The organism is Pseudoalteromonas sp. EB27, from assembly GCF_001974875.1.
Classification (GTDB): domain Bacteria; phylum Pseudomonadota; class Gammaproteobacteria; order Enterobacterales; family Alteromonadaceae; genus Pseudoalteromonas.
In genome coordinates this window covers 115,190-139,731 of record NZ_MTQD01000004.1, presented here as the reverse complement: position 1 = coordinate 139,731, position 24,542 = coordinate 115,190, and the positions used below count along the sequence as shown (strand labels likewise).

The 24,542-nt window shown below is 38.9% G+C and carries 19 protein-coding genes; 11 read left to right on the top strand and 8 right to left on the bottom strand.

Annotated features, from left to right (window positions below; genetic code table 11):
- Positions 1-9: 9 nt before the first annotated feature.
- Both BW142_RS06140 and BW142_RS06135 read right to left on the bottom strand, forming a co-directional pair.
- A complete protein-coding gene (locus tag BW142_RS06140) occupies positions 10-690 on the bottom strand; it encodes a LytTR family DNA-binding domain-containing protein (RefSeq protein WP_076924275.1) in 681 nt (226 codons plus the stop codon).
- Positions 684-2,192, bottom strand: a complete 1,509-nt coding sequence (locus tag BW142_RS06135) for a histidine kinase (RefSeq protein ID WP_076924274.1) — start codon at positions 2,190-2,192, stop codon at positions 684-686. Before BW142_RS06135 ends, BW142_RS06140 begins: the two co-directional genes overlap by 7 nt.
- A 343-nt stretch (positions 2,193-2,535) precedes the next feature.
- Between BW142_RS06135 and BW142_RS06130 the strand changes: the two genes are divergently transcribed.
- Together BW142_RS06130 and BW142_RS06125 are read left to right on the top strand one after the other, a co-directional pair.
- Entirely contained in the window at positions 2,536-3,399 is an 864-nt protein-coding gene (locus BW142_RS06130; RefSeq protein ID WP_076924273.1) for an ABC transporter ATP-binding protein, read from the top strand.
- On the top strand, positions 3,393-6,560 hold the full coding sequence (locus BW142_RS06125; protein WP_253188800.1) for a M1 family aminopeptidase: 3,168 nt from the start codon (positions 3,393-3,395) through the stop codon (positions 6,558-6,560). Before BW142_RS06130 ends, BW142_RS06125 begins: the two co-directional genes overlap by 7 nt.
- A 72-nt stretch (positions 6,561-6,632) precedes the next feature.
- Here BW142_RS06125 and BW142_RS06120 read toward each other — a convergent pair whose 3' ends face one another.
- Positions 6,633-7,157 (bottom strand): ankyrin repeat domain-containing protein, encoded by a 525-nt coding sequence (locus BW142_RS06120; RefSeq protein ID WP_076924272.1) that lies wholly within the window; start codon positions 7,155-7,157, stop codon positions 6,633-6,635.
- A 100-nt stretch (positions 7,158-7,257) separates the two neighbouring features.
- Positions 7,258-8,784, bottom strand: a complete 1,527-nt coding sequence (locus BW142_RS06115) for a catalase (RefSeq protein ID WP_076924271.1) — start codon at positions 8,782-8,784, stop codon at positions 7,258-7,260.
- Between the two features lie 427 nt (positions 8,785-9,211).
- On the opposite strand from BW142_RS06115, the gene BW142_RS06110 reads away from it, so the two are divergent.
- The 5 genes from BW142_RS06110 to BW142_RS06090 all read left to right on the top strand — a co-directional run bounded on the left by BW142_RS06110 (position 9,212) and on the right by BW142_RS06090 (position 16,049).
- Positions 9,212-9,886 (top strand): HAD family hydrolase, encoded by a 675-nt coding sequence (locus BW142_RS06110; RefSeq protein WP_076924270.1) that lies wholly within the window; start codon positions 9,212-9,214, stop codon positions 9,884-9,886.
- A gap of 210 nt (positions 9,887-10,096) precedes the next feature.
- A complete protein-coding gene (locus BW142_RS06105; RefSeq protein WP_076924269.1) occupies positions 10,097-11,818 on the top strand; it encodes a hypothetical protein in 1,722 nt (573 codons plus the stop codon).
- A gap of 60 nt (positions 11,819-11,878) precedes the next feature.
- On the top strand, positions 11,879-13,402 hold the full coding sequence (locus BW142_RS06100) for a mannitol dehydrogenase family protein (RefSeq protein ID WP_076924268.1): 1,524 nt from the start codon (positions 11,879-11,881) through the stop codon (positions 13,400-13,402).
- A gap of 2 nt (positions 13,403-13,404) precedes the next feature.
- Entirely contained in the window at positions 13,405-14,322 is a 918-nt protein-coding gene (locus BW142_RS06095; RefSeq protein WP_076924267.1) for a carbohydrate kinase, read from the top strand.
- Between the two features lie 257 nt (positions 14,323-14,579).
- Positions 14,580-16,049 carry a carbon starvation CstA family protein gene (locus BW142_RS06090; RefSeq protein ID WP_024597782.1) on the top strand — a complete coding sequence of 490 codons (1,470 nt, stop codon included), beginning with the start codon at positions 14,580-14,582 and terminating at the stop codon, positions 16,047-16,049.
- 88 nt (positions 16,050-16,137) lie between these two features.
- Here the strand turns inward: BW142_RS06090 and BW142_RS06085 are convergent, their stop codons facing one another.
- Positions 16,138-16,656, bottom strand: coding sequence for a TetR/AcrR family transcriptional regulator (locus BW142_RS06085; RefSeq protein WP_024597781.1), 519 nt, complete (start codon positions 16,654-16,656; stop codon positions 16,138-16,140).
- A gap of 389 nt (positions 16,657-17,045) precedes the next feature.
- Between BW142_RS06085 and BW142_RS06080 the strand changes: the two genes are divergently transcribed.
- From BW142_RS06080 to BW142_RS06065, 4 genes are all read left to right on the top strand, one after another.
- Entirely contained in the window at positions 17,046-17,666 is a 621-nt protein-coding gene (locus tag BW142_RS06080; RefSeq protein WP_024597780.1) for a glutathione S-transferase, read from the top strand.
- A 41-nt stretch (positions 17,667-17,707) separates the two neighbouring features.
- A complete protein-coding gene (locus BW142_RS06075) occupies positions 17,708-18,400 on the top strand; it encodes a cupin domain-containing protein (RefSeq protein WP_076924266.1) in 693 nt (230 codons plus the stop codon).
- Positions 18,401-18,498: 98 nt separating this feature from the next.
- A complete protein-coding gene (locus BW142_RS06070) occupies positions 18,499-18,879 on the top strand; it encodes an STAS/SEC14 domain-containing protein (protein WP_076924265.1) in 381 nt (126 codons plus the stop codon).
- 157 nt (positions 18,880-19,036) lie between these two features.
- Positions 19,037-19,489: a hypothetical protein gene (locus tag BW142_RS06065; protein ID WP_076924264.1), complete on the top strand. Its 453-nt coding sequence runs from the start codon at positions 19,037-19,039 to the stop codon at positions 19,487-19,489.
- Positions 19,490-19,533: 44 nt separating this feature from the next.
- On the opposite strand, the gene BW142_RS06060 is transcribed toward BW142_RS06065, so the two are convergent.
- From BW142_RS06060 to BW142_RS06050, 3 genes are all read right to left on the bottom strand, one after another.
- On the bottom strand, positions 19,534-20,481 hold the full coding sequence (locus tag BW142_RS06060; protein ID WP_076924263.1) for a carbohydrate kinase: 948 nt from the start codon (positions 20,479-20,481) through the stop codon (positions 19,534-19,536).
- Between the two features lie 113 nt (positions 20,482-20,594).
- On the bottom strand, positions 20,595-22,985 hold the full coding sequence (locus tag BW142_RS06055) for a TonB-dependent receptor (RefSeq protein WP_076924262.1): 2,391 nt from the start codon (positions 22,983-22,985) through the stop codon (positions 20,595-20,597).
- A gap of 171 nt (positions 22,986-23,156) precedes the next feature.
- Complete coding sequence (locus BW142_RS06050) at positions 23,157-24,383, bottom strand: MFS transporter (RefSeq protein ID WP_076924261.1); 1,227 nt, start codon at positions 24,381-24,383, stop codon at positions 23,157-23,159.
- Between the last annotated feature and the right edge of the window lie 159 nt (positions 24,384-24,542).

The window sequence follows — 24,542 nt, the reverse complement described above, 5'->3', positions numbered from 1 at the left end:
GAGCTTAAATTAAATAATGTCGCGCACTTGTTGTTTAAATGACTTGCCAATTTTAACTGACACGCCTGATGCTAGTTGAACGCTTTCATTACTTAACGCAACAACTTTATTTTTGTTAATAACGTAAGATTTGTGGACTTGAATAAATGAAGTATCAAGCTCTTGCAATATGTATTTGAGAGTACTGCTTGCAAGTAATGCTTTTTCACCTTGCCATACTTTTACATAATTTCCATAAGCCTCAAACATGTCTATATCGCCTAATTGAATTTTATGTTTTTCACGATCGATTTTAAGGGTAATAGTCAGAGGTGCCCTGGGATTTAGCGTTATGTGTTTTCTTTTTTTCCGTACTTTATTGAGTGCTTGTTCAAGGCGCTGCGCAGAGACTGGTTTTAGTAGGTAGTCAGTTACGTCAAGTTCAAAACCGGCTAAAGCATATTCTTGATACGCACTAATAATAATCACTTGTGGTCGATTCGCGAGCACTTTTAGTAACGCAATGCCTGATAGTTCGGGCATGTTTATGTCTAAAAATAACAAATCAATAGATGATGTGGCTAAAGCACATAATGCATCTTTAGCGTTAAGGTATTGTCCGCTTACATTAATATCTTTATGGGCACTTAAATGATGCAGTATAACGTCATGCGCGAGCGGCTCGTCATCAACAATTATTGTGTTTAGCATGCAGCCAGCTCCAATTTAAGTGTGGTTTGCCAAAGGTTTTTATTTTCATTAATAATTAATGTGTGCTTATTTGGATATAAAAGAGTTAGCCTACGGCGTAAATTGTTAAGTCCCATCCCATGCTCTGAATTGTTATTAGGTAGAATAGGGTTAGAGGAAAATAGCGTTAGTATGTTATCGGCCATGGTGATTTTAAACACAACCGTTACTTTTTGTGAGGTGGGCTCTACACCATGCTTTATCGCGTTTTCTAAAATCATTATTAACAGTAGTGGCGAAATTAAATAGTGTTGTTGATATTCAGGCCATTGCACATCAAAGTTGCAGCGCTCAGCACTTCGTAAATGCTGCAATGCAATAAAACCTTTTAAGTAATTAATTTCTTTTTCTAAACTCACCTGTGCTTTTTGGCCTTCATAAACACTGTAACGCAGTAAGTTAGCTAATTGCATAACAAGATCTGGTGCATTATCTGCTTTTTTTAATGTCAGTGCGTAAAGGTTGTTTAATGTATTAAATAAAAAATGAGGGTTAATTTGCTGTTGAAGTAGCTTTAGCTCTGTTTTTGTTTGTTGTTGGGCAATGTTGCTAATTTGAACGTGTTGTTGCTGTCGTTCAAACGCTAAAATAATCGGTGTGCTTATAGCCAAAAACAAAAATACGAACTGATAATTTTCAGGGCTAAAAATATTATTATTACCGCCAGGTGTTAAGTTAGCAATGCCTGAGGGTAAATCGTTAATAGGTAACAGTAGCAAGCACGATGTTAATACAGGTGTAAGTGCAACGAGGCTTATTAAACTTGCAAACAAAAACATCAGTACACCATGATAGGTTAATACATAGCGTATTAATAAATATCTATTTAATAAATACACTCCATATACTAATCCGGCACAAACAGTAATTTGCCAAAGATAACCCAAAAAAGTATCAAACTGTATGAATACTTTATAAACGTCAATAACAGGCTCAATAGGCTGGTTTAACATAGGATCAGTGTGCGTATTGAGTATGCTTGATGTAACTATTGCCCAACCTAAAAGTATTATAAACATGACTGTATCAAGTGAAAACAAGGATTTAAGCCATTTATTACTCAACACATTGTTATTTTTATTAGTGCGTTTAGTAATAAGCCATATACCACTTGCAGATGCGCACAGTGTCCAACATTGTGCATCAAGGTGTTGCCATTGCGAAAAGTTAAGAAGCTGGTTATTAAATACTAGCAAGAGAGATGGATAGGCTAAAAAGCCTAACAGCCAAACTATGATTGCGGGTGTAAGTAAAAAACGATATGCAAACGCATGGGCAATAAAAAAGGGAATACACTGTAAAAAAAGTTGAATATTAATAGCCAGATATTGGCTCGTTGAATCCATATGTGATGACAAAAAGCGTATATGAGAGTCGAGCATAATAGCAGCTATTAGCGGTAAAAAAATTATTAGCTGGGTAATGCTAAAGCGTTGCCATATTGGTGTATTGGCTTGCTGCATATGTGACTCCGTTTTTATTATAGTTTCTGAGCAGATACGCTTAGATAAAATTGTCTTTTTATTTTAAACATTACCTTTGCACAATTCACTACGCTGAGCGCGCTATATTATCCATAAAATTGTTTCAATCATAATTTATTTTTAAAATAGTTATTTTATTTCATAGGGTTAGTAACCGTTTTAAGCATACTAGGCGGTTTATTTAAATGATGAAAGGTCATATTTAAATGACCAACGTTACTTTTTTATGTTCATCATTTATTTCAATACCTTAACCATTGTTTTCTCGCTTGTATTGACTTGCTTTCTTAAGCTGGTGCTATACCAATTAAGGATGAAAATAATGCTTACACTGAAAAATATCAACAAAAAATACGCAGATGGTACGCAGGCTTTGAATGATGTGACGATCACTCTACCCGCCGGTATGGTCGGTCTACTTGGCCCAAATGGGGCGGGTAAATCAACACTTATGCGCACACTCGCGTGTTTACAAAATGCCGACTCCGGGCATATTAATTTTAATGGCCTTGATGTGATTAGCCAACCAGATGCGCTTAGATCGCAGCTAGGTTATTTACCACAATATTTTGGCGTGTATCCCAATATGAGTTGTCGGGCGTTACTTGAGCATATTGCCGTATTAAAAGGCATAGATGGTAATGCACGCAAAAACCAAATTAATAGCTTACTTGAACTAACCAATTTGACTCAGTTTGCTAATAAAAAGGTCGTTAATTTTTCGGGAGGAATGAAGCAGCGTTTTGGCGTGGCTCAGGCTTTGTTAGGTAACCCAAAACTAATTATTATGGATGAACCCACTGCTGGGCTTGATCCTGTGGAACGAGAAAGTTTAAATAATTTACTCGTTAGTATTAGTCAAAATAGGTTGGTATTGTTATCGACCCATAATGTTGAAGATGTAGAAAATTTATGTCACTACGTGGCCATTATAGATCAAGGAGCACTCATACAAAGCGGTGACGTAAAAGAGTTACTAGTTCCTTTAGAAGGTAAGATTTGGCAGCTCGAAAGTTTACCTACGGGCATACCGAATCAGCATGTATTAAGTAAGAGCCATCGCTATGGTAGAGCGTCATTTCGTGTCTATGCAGACACAGCGCCTGCACAAAATGCAATAAACTCGCCCGCTACGCTTCAAGACAAGTACTTTTTTGCACTCAATAAAGGAAGTCAAACATGTTAATTTTTAATGAGTGGCGATATGCAGTGCGCCAACCACTTGTTTGGCTGTGCATTATTATTCCTTTAATATTTTCGGTTATGTTGTCCTCTGGGCTTGCAACAGTTGAAGTTGATTCGTTAAAACAATTTAAGTTAAATATTACAATGCTACAAATGATGCAGTTACCTGTGCTTGTAGGAGTATTGGCACCCGTTATATTTTTACGAGATCAGCACGCGTCAATGCAGGAGCTTATTTATGCTACGCAACCTAGCTTATTTAAGCGCAGTTTAGCAAGAGTATGCTTACTGATTTGCTTGGTTTTTATTATTAGCTTAATTAGCGATTTAGTAATGATATACATGCATGTAAGGCAATTTGGCTATATATCAAATATGGTTTCTTTTACTGTATTTAATAGCTTTTTAGTGTTGTTACCAAATAGCTGCTTTTTAGTTGTTGTTGCCTTTTTTGTTTGCCATAAATCAACGACTTCATTACCCAATTATGTTGTTTTTGCGGTGTTGTGGATAGGCTACATAATGCTTGCAAGTATTACCGGAAATCCAATGCTTGCTGGAAGTAGTATCATAAGCAATCGCTTTTATACATTATTTGTTTGGCTTGACCCTTTTGCATACACCGCCGTAATAAACAGTTTAACCAATTCATTAGGAGCTTCATTTGCTATTAATCGCGTTGTTGTGAGTATGCTTGCTGTTGGTATTTTTTATATTACTTTTAGTAAAAATAAAAAAAACACATTATTAAAGAGTCTATTAAAGAGTCAAAAAGGTAAAAATAATAACGAATGCGTTCGTTACAACACGTTAGAACCCGCTGAATATAAAACTGCGAGAGTCACGCAAAAACCATTTTTGATGATGGCCAGTTTATACAAAATTACGCTGGTTAATTTGGTTTCACACCCTGTTACTTTACTGATTATTTTTGTTTGGCCGGTGATGGTTTTTAATAGTGTTGCCTCGTCCTCTGGTTATGTTGAACCAATGAGTATTATGAGCACCACAAGCCTTGATGCAATTAGCTATTATGCATTTGATATGCAATTGTTGTTTGGCACTTTATTAATGGCTTTGTGGAGCTGGCAAGTAAGCTGTTTCGCTAAATACTATAATATAGCTGAGCTGATCGCTGCCACACCGCTCAAAACATATTACTTTTTAAACAGTCAGTTATTGGTCCTAGGTACTATGATATTGGTTTTTTTAACAATGAGCTTATTAGGGGCAAGTGCAGCTCAGTGGTTTTTACACAGTGCATATCAATTTGAAGTACATTTAACCATTTTATTTTTGATGGCAATTGTGCTTGCCATTATTGCGTGTGTATTTTTGTGTGTATTTAATTTGTGTCGTTCGCAGCTTATTGCGGGTTTGCTAATTGCTGTTATTTTACTGATTAAATTTACACCGATAATGACTTATCTTGGTCTTACGCATACATTGTGGAGTGTTGGTTGGACACCTTTGCAGGCACCTGATAACTTTTGGGATTATCGTGCAAGTATAAGTAGTTATTGGCCTTATATATCAGTTTGGTTAGTGGCGTGTATTAGTTTAGTTATAATTACGGGGATTTTTAATCACCGAGGTGCCGGGTTGAGCCAAAGAGTAATGGGGGTTAAACATTTTTGGTTACTTATTCCTTTACTTATCACTGTGGCACTATTTACTCAATTACATTTAAGACTGGTTGAGGAGAAGCCTTTAACCAACTCGCATAAACGCGAGGCATTTAAAGCACAATACGAAAAAGCATTCTCACAATGGCGCAATGTAGCACAGCCAAGCATTATGCACATTGATGCTAATGTAGACTTTTATCCGCATCAACAGCAAGCTCATTTTTCCTTAATATATACCTTAAAAAACACCCATCAAGCCCCTATTAAAGAGATATTGGTTGGGCGCTCTGGTTTTTATAAATGGGCCGATATTGAAATCGATGGCGCGCAAAGGGCTAAAAGCTTTCCCTTGCTTAATCAAGCTGTGTTTAAGTTTGAGAATGAAATGCAGCCAGGAGAAATACGTAAACTAGTTACACGGTTTGATGTTCATCAAGCTAAGCTTTGGCCAGTGAGAGGCCATCAGATAATAACCCCTGAATTTAGCTATATACGATCAGTGCCTTTATTGCCGACTGTTGGCTATCAAGATAATTATGAATTAACCGATCCTATACTTCGTCAGCAACACGCACTTAAAGTGAAATCGGTGATTAGACCCACGAAGCTATTTGCTAAAACGGCGAAAGCAAGTACTCATTACCAGTGGCTTACTATGTCGAGTAAAGTGAGTACAACAAGTGATTATCAGGTTATAACCCAAGGAGAGGAAATATCACGTACCAGCAAAGATGACCGCGAAATATTTCATTTTGAGACTCGTACACCCATAAATGCAATCCCAGCTTGGGTGACGGTGCCTTATTCCCCTGTTACCAAGCAGCAAAATGGCGTGATGTTAAACGTGTTTGCTAAAGATAAAAACGAGCCAGCACGAGGGGAGTCTATAGCCGTAAACCTTAGTGCAATGGGCGACACAATAAAATGGCTTAATAATATAAGCCCATATAGAGCAAAACAATTGAGCTTAATAGGCTCGCCTAAATTTGGTGGAACAGGTTATGCCCTGCCGCAACTTATACTTATTGAAGACAGTGTTGGTTTTAGAGCAAAGCCAAGTGCTAATGCAGGCTTTGATCAACGCTATCGCCGTGCAGTTCACGAAACTGCGCATCAATGGTTTGGCCATGATATTGGTAATGGAGTATTTTCAGATAGCGCTTTTTTAGTGGAGTCTATGGCAAAGTATATTGAGCTTGTTGTTATAGAGCAGCGTTATGGGAAAGCGACCATGCAAGCGCTGGTTGAGTATGAAACAACACGCTATGAGCAAAGTATGTTGATGAACATAAAGGAGCGATCAGCCTTAGTTGATGCTACACAAAGCTTTGACCAATATTCGCGAGCAACCATTGTCTTTGCTAAGCTACGCGCTGCGATTGGGGATAAACCCATTATTAATGCGCTCAAGTTGGTTTGGAAAAATCATGCTTATCCAAACAGTCCCGCCAATTCTATGGATTTTATACGAGCATTAAAACATGAAGCTGGGAAAGAACAAGAAAGCTTAATAAACACACTGTTTTTAGAGTAAGTACGTTTAATTTGAACATATATTTAGTAAATCAAAAGCCCTATTATTTTAGGGCTTTTTGTTGCGTGCAGATTATTTTCCATTATTTACCTGTGCTAGTAACTCTATAACTTTTTGTTGACCAAAAGTTTGTGCAAATTGCTCGGCTGTTTGGCCGGCTTTGTTTTGATGCGCGTTGTCGCAATCAAGTGATACGAGTGTTTTAGCAATACTAAATTCACCTCTGAATATAGCAGCCATAAGTGCAGTGTTGCCTCGGTTGTCTTCCATGCAGGCATTAGCACCTAAGTGTAAAAGCGTGTTAACCGTGTCTTTATTACCGTGATAAGTGGCAATCATTAACGCGGTGTAGCCTTTATTGTTGTAGCTGTCGATAGGAATACCGGCATCTACAAATTGCTCTATTACAGCGGTGTCGTTGGTACGTGCTGCGGCAAAATAATAAGCAAATAAGCTTTGGTATTGCTCTTTTGCCTGATCTTGTGTTTGTTCACTTGAGGTTTGGGTATTCGTATTTTGTGTAGTGGCAGCTGATTGAGCATAAGCACTATTACCAATACTAAGTATTAGAGTAAATATAATTAATAAGTTACGCATAAAAATGACCTTTAAAAAAGAGGAAGAGATTAACTCTCTTCCTCATGGTTGTGGTTGCTTATGTAGCATTTAGCTGGGGTTGTTATGTACAACTAGCGACTTACAATTTAGCTGCTAGTTGTTTAACCATTTTAATATCGCCGTTTACAGCTTTAGTTAAGCGGGTACCGTATTCAGTATCAGCTTTGTAAAAGTGACTAAGCATTTTGTGTTTAACATCGCTGTTTTGCACTTTACCTAAATCACCCGCTAGGTTATTAACTAGATTTGTACGTTCTTGCTTGCTAAAGCCACGGTATAAAACACCGGCTTGAGCAAAGTTTTGCTGCTTTTTAATCGCTGCTTGTTGTACGTAGCCTTTAAGCTCTGTATTACTTCTGCGTGCAATTGGGTTTTCAGCTACGTTTTCTTGGCTTGGCTGGTAGTTCACATTGCTTGTTGTGTTACCAATATTCATTGCGCCGTCTTGGTTGTAGTTAACTACGTCAACTTTTGCACGGTTTATTGGCAATTGCTGGTGGTTAGCACCTAGGCGGTACATTTGTGTATCAGCGTATGAAAACATACGACCTTGTAATAAACGATCTTCTGATGGCTCAATACCTGGAATAATGTTTGCCGGTGCCATTGCTACTTGTTCCGTAGATTGGAAGAAGTTAGTTGGCATACGGTTTAACGTCATTGTTCCTACTTTAGTTTCTTTAATGTCTAGCCACATTTTTGTTGCATCTAATGGGTTGTAATCAAAGTCATCAAGTTGTGATGGATCAAGCGTTTTAATGTACAGATCCCATTTAGGGAAATTGCCTTTGTTTATTTCAGTGTATAAATCTTGTGTTAAATGCTGAAAGTTTTGGCTTTGTACTTTAGCTACTTCTTTAGCATCAAGGTTATCAATACCTTGTTGGCTTACCCAATGAAACTTAACGTATTTAACATCACCCGATTTATTAATCATTTTGTATGCATGTACACCCCAACCGTCCATTTTACGAAGACTTGCTGGTGTTCCGTAGTCGCTGTAAACCCACGTTAGCATTTGTGTAGAACCTGGTTCGTGCGAGAAAAAGTCAAATACGCGGTTAGGATCTTGAATGTTATCAACCGGAGATGGTTTTAAAGAGTGAACCATGTCTGGAAATTTAATTGCATCGCGAATAAAGAACACCGGTAAGTTATTACCTACTAAATCCCAGTTACCTTGATCTGTGTAAAACTTAGTTGCAAAGCCACGTGGGTCGCGCAGTGTTTCTGGGCTACCTTTAGAGTGGATTACTGATGAAAAGCGAACAAATACGTCTGTTTCTTTACCTGCTTGTGCAAACGGTGCTGCAATTGTTAAATCGTCTAGCTCTTTTGATGCTACAAACACACCGTGTGCGCCAGTACCACGAGCATGCACAACACGCTCAGGAATACGCTCACGTGCAAAGCGTTGTAGTTTTTGGATTAGCTGCACGTCTTCTAGTAATACACTACCACGTTCGCCAGCAGTAATTGAATTTTGGTTGTCGCCAACAGCTGCGCCGTTATCTTTAGTAAGTGTTGTTGCTGCGCTTGCCGGTAATGCCATTGCAAGTGCCAGTGCAGTTAGTGTTAATTTTGTTTTGTTTATTTGAGTATTCATTGTCGACCTCATCTATTTAAAAGTGCCGGCAGTGGTGCAGGCTGTTAATCTGTTAACGATAGTATTGATTTTATTAACTTCGGTAAAACTGATTAATTAGATTGATGTGATTTGTAAAATAGATGAAATGATTTAACAGGTGCGCTTTTTACGTTAACGGAATTTTTTTACTACGACCTTGGTCGCAATATGCTTTTATAAAGTTGATTAAATACAAGGGTTTTTAGTTTTATCTGAGCGTATTTTCACCAAGCTGGTGCGTTTTATACTTACAGTGTGTTGACATATTCGTGCAATAAAGGGAATATGCTCAATCGCTGGGCTTATGCTCACTGTTGAGTTGCACTAAAAAGTTGCACAATATTAATCGCGCTTAACTCGTTATACTTAAATTAGCTAAACCAAACAGTTTTAATAAGGTGACAAGATGAATACTAACATTGAGCTGGTGATATTTGATTGTGATGGCGTTGTTATTGATAGCGAAATTTTAAGCGCACAAGTACTCATTAATATGCTTGTTGAAAAAGGCGTTGATATTGACCGTGCTTATGTACAGCAACACTTTTTAGGCTGCAATTTTAAAACAGTAAGCCAAAAAATAGCGGATGCATTTAATGTCACTCTTCCTGAAAGCTTTGAAGGTGACTACCGCGAAGCACTGTTAAACGAATTTGAAACAGGGCTAACCGCGACTGACGGTATAAAAGACGTACTTAACAATTTAGCTGTGCCTATTTGTATAGCTACTAGCAGCAGCCCAGCACGCACCGCAAAAGCGTTGAGCGTAGTGAGTTTAAGTAAGTACTTTAGCGATACGGTTTTTACCAGCAGCGAAGTTAAGCGTGGCAAACCAGCACCCGATTTATTTTTACATGCAGCTAAACAAATGGGTGTAAAGCCAGCGCATTGTTTAGTGATTGAAGACAGTAAAGCCGGCGTAAATGCAGGAATTGACGCTAACATGCAAGTACTGCATTACAGCGGTGGGCAACATATGCAAGGCGCTGTTAATCATGTACACAGTGCTTACCCAAATGTTGATCATTTAACGCATTGGCAAGATTTTTTTAGTGCATACCCTGCACTTAAAAAGCAGTAAACACGCAGCTTTTTAAATAAACAAAGTTTTAAACGCGATTTGCTCGCCTTACACACTGACAGGCAAGCAAACGCAAAATATAAATGTAGATGGTTTTGCTTTACTAAAAATAAAACAAAACATGGCAAAACATCATGCGTTTATAAGCCAAATTATAAAAGGCGAAGTATTTAGGTATTAAGTACTTTGCTGTTAACAATAGGAAATACCATGGCAACGAGTCCACACACACAAACATTTAAAGATGTAAACGAAGAGCAACTTCCTGTTGCTAATAATAAGCTTCATGGCTGGAAACATTTTGCAGGGCTATATGCTGGCGAACATGTTGCGGCTACTGAATTTGTTATTGGTGCAACGTTTGTTGCATTAGGCGCTTCAACCATCGACATTCTACTGGGTTTATTAATAGGTAACCTGTTAGCAATGTGTTCTTGGTGGCTGATTACTGCACCCATTGCAGTAGAAACCCGCTTAAGTTTATATAACTACTTAAACAAAATTGCTGGTAACTCAATGACCAAGCTCTATAACTGGGCTAACGTGGTTATTTTTAGTGTTATATCGGCCGCGATGATCACGGTATCCTCCACCGCCGTGCGGTTTTTGTTTGATATACCAGCGCAACTTGATTGGTATCCAAATAGCTTTTGGTTTGTAGCCATTGTTTTAGCTGTTGGCTCTATTGTTGTGTTTGTTGCGATGTATGGCTTTTCTACGGTTGCTGACTTTTCAAAACTGTGCGCGCCGTGGCTATTTGTTATATTTATTGCAGGTTCGTTCGCGTTATTCCCTGAGCTTTCAAATCACGTATTAGGTTCTACCTCTTTAACTAGCTTTAGCGACTTTATGACCATAGGCGACTCCTCCATATGGACGGGCACCAATGCCGATGGTGAAAAAGGCATTGGCCTATTAGAAGTGATTGGCTTTGCATGGGCTGCTAACTCAATTACTCACTTTGGTTTAATCGACATGGCTATTTTTAGATTTGCTAAACGCAAAAGCTATGGCTTGTTTTCTGGCGTGGGCATGTTTTTTGGTCATTACTTAGCGTGGATCTCTGCCGGTATTATGGGCGCAGGTGTTGCGGTATTACTTAAAACAACTATTTCATCACTTGATCCGGGCGATGTTGCATACCATGCATTAGGTTGGACTGGTTTTGTTATTGTAATTATTGCCGGTTGGACTACAGCTAACGCAAACCTTTACCGTGCAGGCCTTGCAGCACAATCTATATTTGTTAATCAATCACGTGAACGCACAACCGCTATTGTAGGTGTTGTAACCGTGATTATTGCGTGTTTCCCGTTTGTATTTTCACAAATGCTTCCGCTACTTACCTACGCAGGCTTATTAGTTGTGCCAGTAGGCGGCATTGTGTTTGCTGAACATGTGTTATTTCCTAAAATTGGCCTAACACGTTACTGGGCTAAATATAAAAATATTACCCGCAGCGTACCGGCTATAGCATCTTGGGCGTTAGCACTTGTGTTTGGGTTTGGTTTAAATGCTATTGATGTAATGTCGTTTTACTACTTGTTTATTCCTACGTGGATTTTCACAATCGTTATTTATACGCTTTTAGCTAAAAAATATGGCGCCGGTGAAGATTACACACAAGAGATTGCAGCAGAAGAGCAAGAGCAACGTGATATTAAAGAATATCAAGCTGCTGAAGCTAAAGACATTCCAAAGCCAGTAATTGACAGCTCTGTATTTACCAAAGTACTTAATGCGGTTTCTACGGTTTCACTTGTTATTATTTTTATATTTGCCAGCCAGGTGATGTTTTTCAGTGAAACTATGAGTATGTACAGCGCTAATAAATCGCAGTTCGAAATAGCCTGTTTTATTTGTACTGTTATTTATTTTGTTACTGCGTACTGGTCGTTAAAACGCCATAAAGTACTCAATACAGCATCGTAATTACTTATCGTAATACAGTATCGTAATTTATATTTTATTTTTGTTTAGTAAGGTCGCACCATGACGCAACATCAACACACTGACGCTCTAGTTACAGGGCTAAACCAACAAAGCTTGGCTCAATTACCAAGCCATGTTGATACACCAACCTACGACCGTAGCGTAGTTAAAGCCGGTATTGTTCATATTGGCGTGGGCGGTTTTCATCGTGCTCATCAAGCGGTATATGTTAACGAGCTTTTAAAAACCCCAGGCTCTGAGCAATGGGGCATATGTGGTGTTGGCCTTTTAGAGGGTAACCGTGGTCTGCGTGATATTTTAAAGCAGCAAGATTACCTTTATACGCTTACTGTTAGACACCCAGACGGTAAAATAGATAACAAAGTAATTGGCTCAATGATCGACTTTTTGTTTGCTCCAGAGGACAAACAAGCGGTAATTAATAAGTTAGCGCACAGCGATACTAAAATTGTGTCGCTTACTATTACCGAAGGCGGCTACAACTTTAATCCTGCAACGGGCGAGTTTGATTACAGTAATCCAGATATTATTAACGACATTAATAACCCGAACGACCCAATTACAGCGTTTGGTTACATTACTGCTGCGTTAAAACTGCGTAAAGAGCAAGGCTTAGGCGCATTTACAGTGCAGTCGTGCGATAACATTCAGCACAACGGTAACGTAACACGCAAAATGCTTTTAGCCTTTGCTACAGAGCAAGACAAAGACCTAAGTGAGTGGATTGAGCAAAACGTATCGTTTCCAAATGCGATGGTTGACCGTATTACACCGGTATCTAAAAAGAGTGATATTGATTACGTGGTTGATGCATATGGTGTTAGCGACGAGTGGCCAATTACTTGTGAGTCGTTTACACAATGGGTAATAGAGGACACATTTAGTGACTCTCGTCCAAATTGGGATGTTGTTGGTGCACAGTTTGTTACTGATGTAACGCCTTATGAAACCATGAAAATACGTTTACTTAATGCAGGGCATTCGGTACTTGGTTTATTAGGTTCAATCCATGGCTACGGCACTATTGACGAAACGGTATCTGATGAACTATTTGCCACATACCTACGTGCTTTTATGGATAAGGAAGTAACGCCAAATCTTGAACCACTTGAAGGCATTGACCTTGAAAGCTACAAAGATACGTTAATAGAGCGTTTTGCTAATCCTAATATTAAAGATAGCCTAGCGCGTATTTGCAGTGAAAGCTCAGCTAAACTGCCTAAGTTTTTAATTGCCACAATTAACGAAAACCTAGTACAAGGTCGAGATGTGTCACTGGCAACGCTTGTTATTGCTACTTGGTGCTTATACAGCGATAAAGGTTTAAGTGAAAACGGCGAAAAGCTTGAAATTCAAGATGCGATGCACAAAGAGCTTAATTCTTACGCGCAAGAGACTCAAACTAGCCCGTCTGCATTTTTAAAGTTAACGAGCTTGTTTGGTAAGCTTGAGCATAACGAAGCATTTACTGCTGAGTATAAAAAGTCGATTGCTGCGTTGTATGCACCTAATAGTAAAATTAAAGCCATTATGCAGGCTGTACTTGATCAAAAGAGTAACTAATTATGAGCATTTTAATTAATCATAAATCAAGTGAAACCGTAAGTGTTAGCTGTTTTGGCGAAGTGCTGTGGGATTGTTTTGATTCAGGTAAACGCTTAGGTGGCGCGCCACTTAATATGTGTGTGCGTATTAACTCACTAGGCATTAAAGCCGATATGATCAGCGCTGTTGGTAACGACGAGTTAGGCGCTGAGCTACTAGGCGAAATTACTAGCAAAGGCGTAAGCTGCGAATACATTGCTATCAATAGTGATAAAAAAACTAGCACGGTTGAGGTAACGCTCGACAGTGGAGGTTCTGCAAGTTATGAAATAGTTGCAGACACTGCGTGGGATAATATAGCGCTTACAGATGAGTTACTTAGTAAAGTTAAAAGTAGCGATGTATTTGTATTTGGCAGCTTAATTGGGCGAAGCGAAGCGTCTTTAGCAACATTAAATCAACTAGTTGATGTAGCAAACTTTAAAGTATTTGACGTAAACCTACGTGCACCGCATTACAAGCTAGAAACACTTGTAGATTTAATGAATAAAGCAGACTTTATTAAATTAAACGATGAAGAGCTATACGAAATAGCAAAAGCGATGGGTTGTAAGTTTCATTCGCTTGAACAAAATTTAGCGTTTATTGCACAGCAAACAAATACCGATTACTTATGTGTAACCAAAGGTAGCCACGGTGCTTTGTTAACAATCAAAGGCGATAATTTTTATAATTCAGGTTATTTAATTAGCGTAATTGATACTGTTGGCGCAGGGGATTCGTTTTTAGGTTCGTTAATATATCAGCTTTGTAGCAACGACGACGCGCAATATGCCGTTGACTTTGCATGTGCTGTTGGCGCTATGGTCGCCGAAAGCTCTGGTGCAACACCTACTTTAACGCATCAACAAATTAGTGAGTTTATGAACCCACTTTAAAAAAACATTGTGTGTGAAAGCGGTTATACGTAAAAGTTTAACCGCTTTTTTTGTGCCTAAAATAAGACGTAGGCGATAAGTGAGTGTTAAGTGTGCATGTTGCGTAAATAGTGACTTATATCGATTATTGTATTAGCTAAACGTCTTATTGTTAGGGTTATGACGCTTTGATAAAATCGTCGATTATTCACGGATTGAACAGGCGGGGCGACACACATGCGCTCTATAACATACATACAAAAAGAGAAACGTGCTTTATGATCATCTTTTTTATCTGCCTTACCATTTTAATACTGGGCTATAAGTTTTATAGCCCATTTGTTGAAAAGCAAGCAGGCTTGGATTCAACCGTTGATACACCACAAAAACGCTTTAGCGAAGGTGTTGATTACGTAGCTATTCATCCTGTAAGAGCATTTTTAATTCAGTTTTTAAACATAGCAGGCGTAGGTCCAATATTTGGCCCAATTTTAGGTGCTTTATACGGACCTGTTGCATTGGTATGGATTGTACTTGGTAATGTTTTAGGTGGTGCTGTACACGACTTCTTCTCAGGTGTAATGAGTATAAAAGAAGATGGTAAAAGCTTACCAGAAATCGCAGGCCATTATTACAATGTGGTATTTAAAGGCTTTATGCTTATATTTACTGCCATGCTACTGTTTTTTGTAGGTGTAGTATTTATTATGAGCCCTGCAGGTTTGTTAAGTAACCTTGATTTTTTTGAAGGTACAATACTGGCAAATAACACCTTTTGGGTACTTGCTATTTTAGCGTATTACTTTTTAGCTACCTTGCTACCAATTGATAAAATAATAACAAAGTTTTACCCAATTTTTGGTGCGCTAATGATTGTAATGACAGTGGCAATTGCTATTTCATTACTTATTAATGCGCCGCACTTGCCTGTTCCAAGTGACTTTTTAGCTTACTTTGAAGCTGACCACGCACATGACTTTTTAGAACCAAACCCAGATGGGTTACCAACGTGGCCATTGCTATTTATAACAATTACCTGTGGTGCTATTAGTGGTTTTCACTCTACTCAAGCGCCAATTATTGCGCGCTGTTTAACTAACGAAAAATACGTACGCCCAGTTTATTACGGCGCTATGATGTGTGAAGGTATTGTTGGTTGTGTATGGGCACTTGCAGGTATTGCAGCGTTCCCAGATGGTTACGCTGGCTTAAAAGCATTGCTTGATCAAGGTGGTCCAGGTTTAGTTGTAAACCATGTAGCTAACAGTTACTTAGGTGTATTTGGCGGTATAATGGCAATTATTGCAGTAGCCGTTTTCCCGATTACTTCTGGCGATACAGCGTTCCGCTCACTACGTTTAACCGTTGTTGATGCGTTTAATATTCCGCAAAGTTTACGTAACCGCTTATTGGTAGCGGTACCTATACTTGCTATTGCATACTTTATGACGAAACTCGATTTCTCGTTAATTTGGCGCTACTTTGCATTTTCAAACATGCTGCTTTCTACAAGCGTATTATGGCTTGCCACTAAGTACTTGTTTGACCGTGGAGCATTCCACTGGATTGCGAGTGTTCCTGCTGTTATAGCAACAGCGGTAACGGTTTCTTATATTGGCACTGCAGCAATTGGTCTTAACTTATCAAGCGATTTAGGTAAACCTATTGGCGCTGTAGTGACAGTGATTGGCTTAATTGTTTTAGCAATTGTGCACTCTAAGCATAAAGTTAAACCAACAGCGGTTTAATAATAATCACATAAGTTATTTCAAGCATTAAAAAAGCGAGCTATTCATAATGAATAGCTCGCTTTTTTTTGTGCACTAAATTTAGGTATTACTGAGTTGCAAGTTCAAAGTAACTGTTATCGTCGAGCGTTTTGCTTATCATCATAGCGCCCTCAAGCAAGCTCACTGTTTGAATAGCCGCTTTAGTAGGGTTAAGCTCACCATTAGCTAGGTGCGCAGCGCTAAGCCATGTTAGGTTTTGATTAAAAAAGCGTTTTACTTCAAGGCGTACTTTATCTGGAAGGCTATCGCTTTCGGCTCCTAGTAACCCACATAAACACATTTTTCGGTCGGTAACTAAAGCACTTCTAAAAAGCTGAGTGTACACATCAATAGGATTTTTACCGCTGGCTTTAAGCTCGCTTGGCTCGCCTAACGCAGCTAAAAAAGAATTTGTATATTGATGAGCAAGCTCTGCACCTAAATCGGCCTTAGTCGGAAAGTGATAGTGCACACTGGCGCTTTTAATTCCAACTTCGCTGGCAAGCTCTCTAAAACTAAAATTGCTGTACCCGCCAAGGCGTACCTTGTTTTCAGCTGCTTTTAATAAAGCTTCTTTTTTACTCATTTTTAATATTTCCTATCCGTAGCAATACCAATTTTATTAAAACATGATCATTCTATCGCATTAAATAACTTACTAACTGCGTTAAAAATTACTCATATAGAACAACTATATGTCATAATTTTCGCCTTGTTATTACGCTATTTTCTTAGCGTAATAATAGGTCACCTATTTAATGCAATTGGTATAGTAAAATTATCGACCAGTAGGTAGTTATTTACAAGCGATTTTATTTTTAAGCAACCCCCTAATTTTACAATGAATTAAGTTAAATCCTATACATCAGAAAAATTTAAACGTTGACTTAAATTTAGTTTAATATTATAAATTACCTATCGGTAGGTAGGTTTCTGCCACTAATTCACTTTTAAACAATAAAGATAGAGATTACTATGAAAATTTATGATGTAGAAAACTTTCCAAATCCACTTCGTGTTCGTATCGCTTTAGCTGAAAAAAATGCCACTTCAAATGTTGAGTTTGTACCTGTTGATTTATTAAATGGTGAGCACAGAACAGAAGCCTTCTTAGCTAAGAATCCACTAGCAGGTGTGCCCGTATTAGAGCTAGATGACGGCACGTTTATATCAGAAAGTACCGCTATTACTGAGTATATTGATACCGCATTTGAAGGCCCGTCATTAATGGGTGAAACCGCAAAAGAGCGAGCAGTAATTAACATGATGCAAAAGCGTGCAGAGTCTATGGTGCTTGACGCTGTGGCAACTTACTTTCATCATGCAACTGATGGCTTAGGTCCAGAGCTTGAAACGTATCAAAATGTGGCTTGGGGTGAAAAACAAGGTGAAAAAGCACGCCAAGGGTTTAGCTATTTTAATGATGTACTAGCGCAGTCGGCGTTTGTTGCTGGTGAGCAGTTTAGTATTGCTGATATTACATTGTATGCTGGGCTGGTATTTGCTGGATTTGCACAAATAGCAATCCCGAATGAGTTAACTCATTTATTAGCATGGCAAGAAAAAGTAGCAAAACGCCCAAGTGTTGCGGCGTAATTAGTTTAAAGTTTAAGTGGAGTTACGGTTAGGAGCCAAATATGAAAATTGCTGCCGATTTTAGTAAACGAGTTGTTGTACACAGCGAAACGCTCCCGTGGGTTGCATCGCCAATGTCGGGCGTTGATAGACGAGCACTGGACCGTGTGGGCGACGAAGTTGCTCGCGCCACGACCATTGTTCGTTATGCACCAGGCAGTGAATTTTCGCCGCATGTACACACCGGCGGTGAGGAGTTTGTTGTACTTGAAGGGGTATTTCAAGATGAGCATGGTGACTTTGTGGCAGGTTCTTATATCCGTAACCCACCGCAATCAAAGCACAAACCGGGGTCTGAAAATGGCTGCGTTATATTTGTAAAGTTATGGCAGTTTCAGCCAGATGATAGAACCCACGTGCGTTTACAAACGGACTTGATGCAAAGTACGGCGCACCCTAGTTTTAAAAATGTAGCTGTAACTCCTTTGTACAAAGACGACTTTGAAGACGTAAGCTTGTTGCACTTTAAGCCCAACGCCAGCATGGTTATAAACGCAAAAGGTGGAGCAGAACTGCTAGTACTTGAAGGTTCATTTGATGAGCAAGCCGATACCTTTGTAAAAAACAGTTGGTTAAGAGTGCCTATTAATAGCTCCATTAACGTTAAGGCGGGAAGTAATGGCGCAAAAGTATGGCTTAAAACGGGCCATTTAACTGATGTAGAAAACCAGATATCTCGCGTACAAAATGCGTAAATCAGTCGTTTATTTGAGATTATTTATTGATTTAGTTCAGGACTAATTAATTTTAGAAGGTGTATTTTTACCGCTCAGCCTATTTAAGGAGAGCAGTAATGGTACACACAACACATGGTTTATCGATTGGTCTTGAACGTGCAGGAAGAGAGTTTTTTTTAAAACTTAAAGCCGTTGGTACGCTTACTCACGACGACTACAAAATAATTACCCCAATGATAAATTCAGCTCTTGGCGAAGTTAAGCATCCAGTCGTGAACGCCTTAATAGATGGTAGCGAACTTGAAGGTTGGAAAGTACGCGCAGCGTGGGATGACTTAAAGTTAGGTGTTAAGCACTCTAAAGAATTTAAAAAAGTAGCTATTTACGGTAATAAAGAGTGGCAAGCTCGAATGGCAAAAATAGGTAACTGGTTTATATCGGGTGAGGTTCAATACTTTGAAAATGCTACCGCAGCCATAGATTGGCTAGACGAATAGCCTGGTTTAAAAACTTAAATTAAAGCACTCTTATAGAGTGCTTTTTTGCTCTATGGGTAACGTTATTAAGTAGTTACATTCGCTTTATTTCAATTGTTAATACTGCTCTATTAAAATACACTCATTATTATTGAGCAAATTACATATTATAAAAACAATGAAACAAGTACTTATCTTTATTACATTCCTGATATTTTCTACATCAATACATGCAAAAGATAACAACATATTCACGCCGGTTAGCGATCTTTTTTTAGCTGTTTCTAACGTTGATCACTCGCAAATGCGTGCAGCCGTTGATGATTCATTTCTACTTTTAGAACACGGTGAAGTGTGGACTATTAATGACTTTATAAATGTAGTTAAGCCTTCTGACTTTATAAGAACTAATTATTTTAGTGTTATAAATTCGCGTGTAGTGGGTGATGTTGCATTTATTAATTACTGGAATAAAGCCAATATTAAAAACACTCAAAGAAGTATTGATATTTATTGGTTAGAAAGCGTTGTTGTATCAAAAGTGGGCGATAAATGGTTGTTATCGCAAATGCACTCTACTCGGTTACCCCAAGATGAAATACCTAAAGGTGTCACCTTTATAAAGCAATAGATCTAACTCTAATTTAAAGCCCTGTAATATGGGGCTTTAATCGTTTAAATTACATCAGCCAGTACAGGTAATGCCGGAAATGCCCCTTTAGCTAAACACGCTTTAGAGCCACATTTAAGAGCAAAGTGCAGGGCGTCTTTTACGCTCGCTTTATCATTTAGTTTATCTGCTAGTGGTAAATCACTTCCCAAGTTATTTAAGTAGTATAAAACCCCCGCTATAAATGCATCGCCCGCGCTTGTTGTATCTACGGCGTTTATTTTTGGTGCCGATTCGTTAAGTGTAAATGCGCTGTGGTAAACCTTGGCAGGCTCTGGCCCATCGGTTAAAAACACCAGTTTTACTCCGGTATTTAATAGCGCTTGAATGTAATCATCGCTCGTTGTATCGCTATGCTGAGCTAAAAAATTAAGCTCATCACGCGAGAGTTTTACTATGTCACAATAGGTGTAACAAGCTTTTACATTGCTTGCTATATCGTTTGTATTTTCCCACAAGCTGTAGCGTAAATTTACATCAAAACTGACGAGCTTATTATTCGCTTTTGCAAGTTCTAGCGCTTTAACCGTTGTGTTAGCAATTGCTGATTCGGTTAATGTGTTTGAACAAAAGTGTAGTGTGCTTATTTCTTGCCAATTTATATGCGCTAAATGCGCCTGCGTTAATAGTACATCGGCTGTGTTATGGCGATAAAAGCCAAAACTACGCTCGCCGGTTTCATCAAGGCTTACTATAACCATGGCAGTTTTTGAGCCTGCAATGGTAAATAAATAGTCTGTATTTACATTGTATTGCGCTAATGCATTACTTAATTGATTGGCAAAATGATCGTCCCCTTTACCACCACAAAATGCAGCCTCTGCGCCGAGTTTTGCGTAGCCTACAGCTACATTGGCAGGCGCGCCACCTGGTATAGGTAAATAGGCAGAGTTATCAGCATCTTGTGGCAGCATATCAATTAATAGCTCGCCTAAGCACAGAAGTTTGGTCATTTGGAATATCCTAAAAAGCCTAGCAAGGCTAGGCTAAAAAACGTGAAGGGTGTTATTTATCCATACTTTAAAAGGCGCTACGGTGATTACTCACCGCAGCGCAATACACACATTTAGTTAAAAGCGTATTTTAAAGTTACCGACGTTGTGCGGCCGTTAATAGCGCGGGCACGAATAATGTTGTTTTCAGGTACTGAGCCTTCTTCTGCTTCTGTAATACCTACTGTATCAAATAGGTTGTTCACATTAAGCGCAATATTAAGGTTTTCAGATAAATCATAGCTTACAAAGCCATTTACCTGTGTGTAGCCGTCAAATTGCAAGTCGTTATTATCTTGAGCGTATGCATCGGTAGTACCAATGAAACTTACCCCTGCAGCGCCTTTTTCATAGTTGTAACGTGCCATTAATGAGTAAATTAAATCGGCTTGACGACGTGGTGTATTACCTACCACACCTGGGTTAAGCGCATCTTTTGCTATTTCTGCATCGGTCCAGGTTAAATTACCGCGAAAATCCCATGCATCAATAAAGTAAGTAGATTCTATTTCAATCCCTTTTGCTTCGTATTCACGGTCAAAAAACGTTTGTGATGTTGCTTCAAAATTTTGCTCTTCAGTTTCGGCAAAAAACGCAGTAGCAAACACTGATAATGAATCAAAGCGCTTCTTAACACCAAACTCAAACTGGTTTACTTCATCAACAGCGTCTTCTTTTGCAACAGAGCCGTCGGCGCGTACTTTACCAAATAAAAGACGGTCAGCATTTGCACGCCCACCTTTACTAATACGTGCAAACGTAGCAAGGCTTGGATCAATTTGATAATTAGCACCAATTGAATAAGAAGAATAGTTCCAGTCGTAATTTACTGGGCTGGCGTTTGCAGTATCAATACCTGCAACGTTTTGCTCAGGGATTGATATTTCACCGTCGCGGTTCATATCTACTGTTGAAGTCGCTGCACCTGCGTATGTTCCGCGAGCTTCGCCACTATCATAGCGAGCACTTGCATCAATGCTTACGTCGCCTAATTTAGTAGAAAATGCAACGTATGGTGCACGAGTATCGTACTCTGTATCGTAATCACGTTGGCAACAGTTACCAAATGCACTGTAAGCGTATAAACCGTTTTCAGATAACTCAGTGCCATCGGCACCTGTTACATTTAATAATGCAGCATTGTCACCCTTGAGCTCCATTACGTAAGAGTTCCATAACCACGACATCGCAATGTTTTGCGTAGATGCATAGTAACCAAATGTTAGGCTAGTATCATCGTCGAACGATTTAGTTAATTTAAAGTCATTAACTATAGAACCAAAGTCATTCATTGTGACATCGAATGTCACTATCTTCATTGCTAAACCATCGTTAAACGCTTCACCGGTGTTCGCGTTGCTCAAGGTTGCACCTACGCCACCAATGCTTTCTGCAATTGATGTTGCGCTACCTACTTGTTCTGTGAAAGGTGAATTAAAGTTGCCGCTTATTGATGATTTACGAAAGCGGTTTTCGATACGCCAATCGTTATCTAAATCAAATACAGCTTCAAAACCAACAGAGTCAACCTTTGGATTCATACCATCGCGGATATCGCCGCTACTAATTTGGTTTTCACCATTTAAGCGTACTGTTTTAGTAAATAACGCTGAGTGAGGTGTGTCTGATTGTGCATCAAAGCCAGCAATAGAGTCACCATTTGAGTACATTGGCATAGGAAGGTAGCCAACACTCTTATCGTCTAAGTGTTTGTAATAAAGGCGCACGTAACCGTTGTCGAAATCTTTAGTAAGGTTAGCTTTTATTTGGCCACCTTTATTAGACGTGTAACCTGTTTCGCGCGGGCCTTCGCCTTGTCGAACAAAGCCACCAACATGAAAACGCACGCTATCGGTTAAGTAAGTGCCGTATTCAAAGTCTGTACGAACGCTGTCGTAATCTAAGCCAAGTGTTGTAGATACACTGCCAGATTCGTTTTCGCCATTTTTAGAGATAAAGTTAATAATGCCACCAGGTGCATTACTTGCTGCAGTAGATGCTGAACCACCACGAATCGATTCGATAGTTTGCACAGTGTTATCTAATCGCATAAAAATATCTGAATTACCAAAAGCGATATCACCGTATTGCAGTACAGGTAAACCATCTTCTTGTAATTGTAAAAATTTTGCACCGCCTGAAGCAACTGGCAGGCCACGAACAGCAATATTTGCATTGCCTTCGCCACCTGTAGATTCTGCACGAATACCAGGGATGATTCTAAAAGCTTCGGCTGTTGAGCGAGGAGTAGACACTTGAACTTGTTCAAGTGACACGCTACTAACTGATACGCTTGAAGCCATGATTGTTGTTCGACGTGGTACGCCGGTTACAACAATTGTTTCAAGACCTTTGTTTTGTGATGCTTCAGGTTTTGCTTGGTCTGTTTCTTGTGCGTTAACGCCTTGACTTACGGCAAGTGCTAAAGCGCTAATTAAATATAAAGGTGTATTGTGTGTTGTCATGTGAACGCCTCGTTGTGTTGATCCCAATAGGATTTGTTATTTTCACTTAATCGATTAAGTAAAAATAACAAATATTTTACAATAAGCAAATCATTTTGTGTTTAATTTGCTCTTTTATTATTCATATGTTGATTTTAAAAGTGTTTTTTATTGTATTGAGATACAAGTTTATTAAGCTGTTGGGTTACTTTCTTGTAAAGCACTCATTGATGGGTCGCGTAAATAATTGAACAACATAGCTACAAATAAAATCACGGCAAACCCTGTTGCTAAGTAAAAGCCATAGCGCACATGGCCAAAGTAATCACTGATCATACCCATAAATAAAGGAGCTAAAGCAGCTGATAATGCGGTGAAAAATAATATAACGCCGGCTACGGCTCCATGGCGCTCTGCAGGAAAACACGATATACCTTTAGAGTTTAAAGTTGGATAAACCATAGACATAAATAAACCTGAAAGAGGTAGTAACCCTACAGCCCAATCAACACCCCCAATAAGTGTACCCACATAACAAAGCGCAATACCTAAGCTTAAATAAGCCATAACACCTTGCCAGCTATAGCGATTTAGTAACCATACGGCAATAAAACGACCTGCAGCACGTAGTATAAAAAATATAGTAAGTGCATAAGTGGCAAGGAGCGGCCAAGAGCCTGTGTAGTCCTTTAGTAGCGTCGGCATCCATACATAAATAGCCACTTCAGTCGCTACATAAAGTGCAATAGCTAAAGAAAAGCCAAGTGCATAAGGGTTTTTTACCATTTTTAGGGTGGTTGCCAAAGAGGCTGGCTTTTCAGTTGTTTTAACCACGTCAGGGTAGTCTGCGCGCCATGCTAATAAAGCAAGTATTAAACACATTACGCCCGCAATAATATACAGGTATGTCCAACTTACGTTTTGCACTAATAAAACACCAACTAGGGCAGGGCCTACAATAGCGCCAATACCAAAAAAGCCCTCAACCTTGTTCATGGTTTTAGTATGGTCGTCGTTACTATGTGAAATATCGCCAAGCAACGCCAGTGCGCCGGTTTTAAATAAACCAATGGCCAAGCCTATGCAGCAAAGCAATACTAAAAAGAAGGTAAAACTGGTGCTAAATGCAAATAAAAAACAACTCGCAGAAAATATTAATAAACCTAGCATAATGGTTTTTTTACGACCAAGGCTGTCAGCTAAAAAGCCTAAAAATAATCCACTAAAGGCTATTAGTGCCATGGGAGCGTAATGAAATGCACTAGCTTGAGTCATGCTCAAACCGAAATCCTTTATAAGTTCGGGGATTATCATGCCGACTGCGTCAGAGGTCATGGCAAACATAAAAAACATCATGTATGTAAGCCAGCGTATTTGTTGCAGTGGGTCGCTGCTTACGTGTGTGTGTGATTTTGTCATGTGTTTATTCCTCGTTAAATTCTCTATTAACACTTCGTAAGTCAGTCAGTTGCTTACTGTAGTATTACGTTAGCCACGAAATTTGTATGTAAAATTATTAAAAATTACTTGTAAATTCTTACTCGCTAGTTAAAGATATATCTTAATCGATTAAGTTTC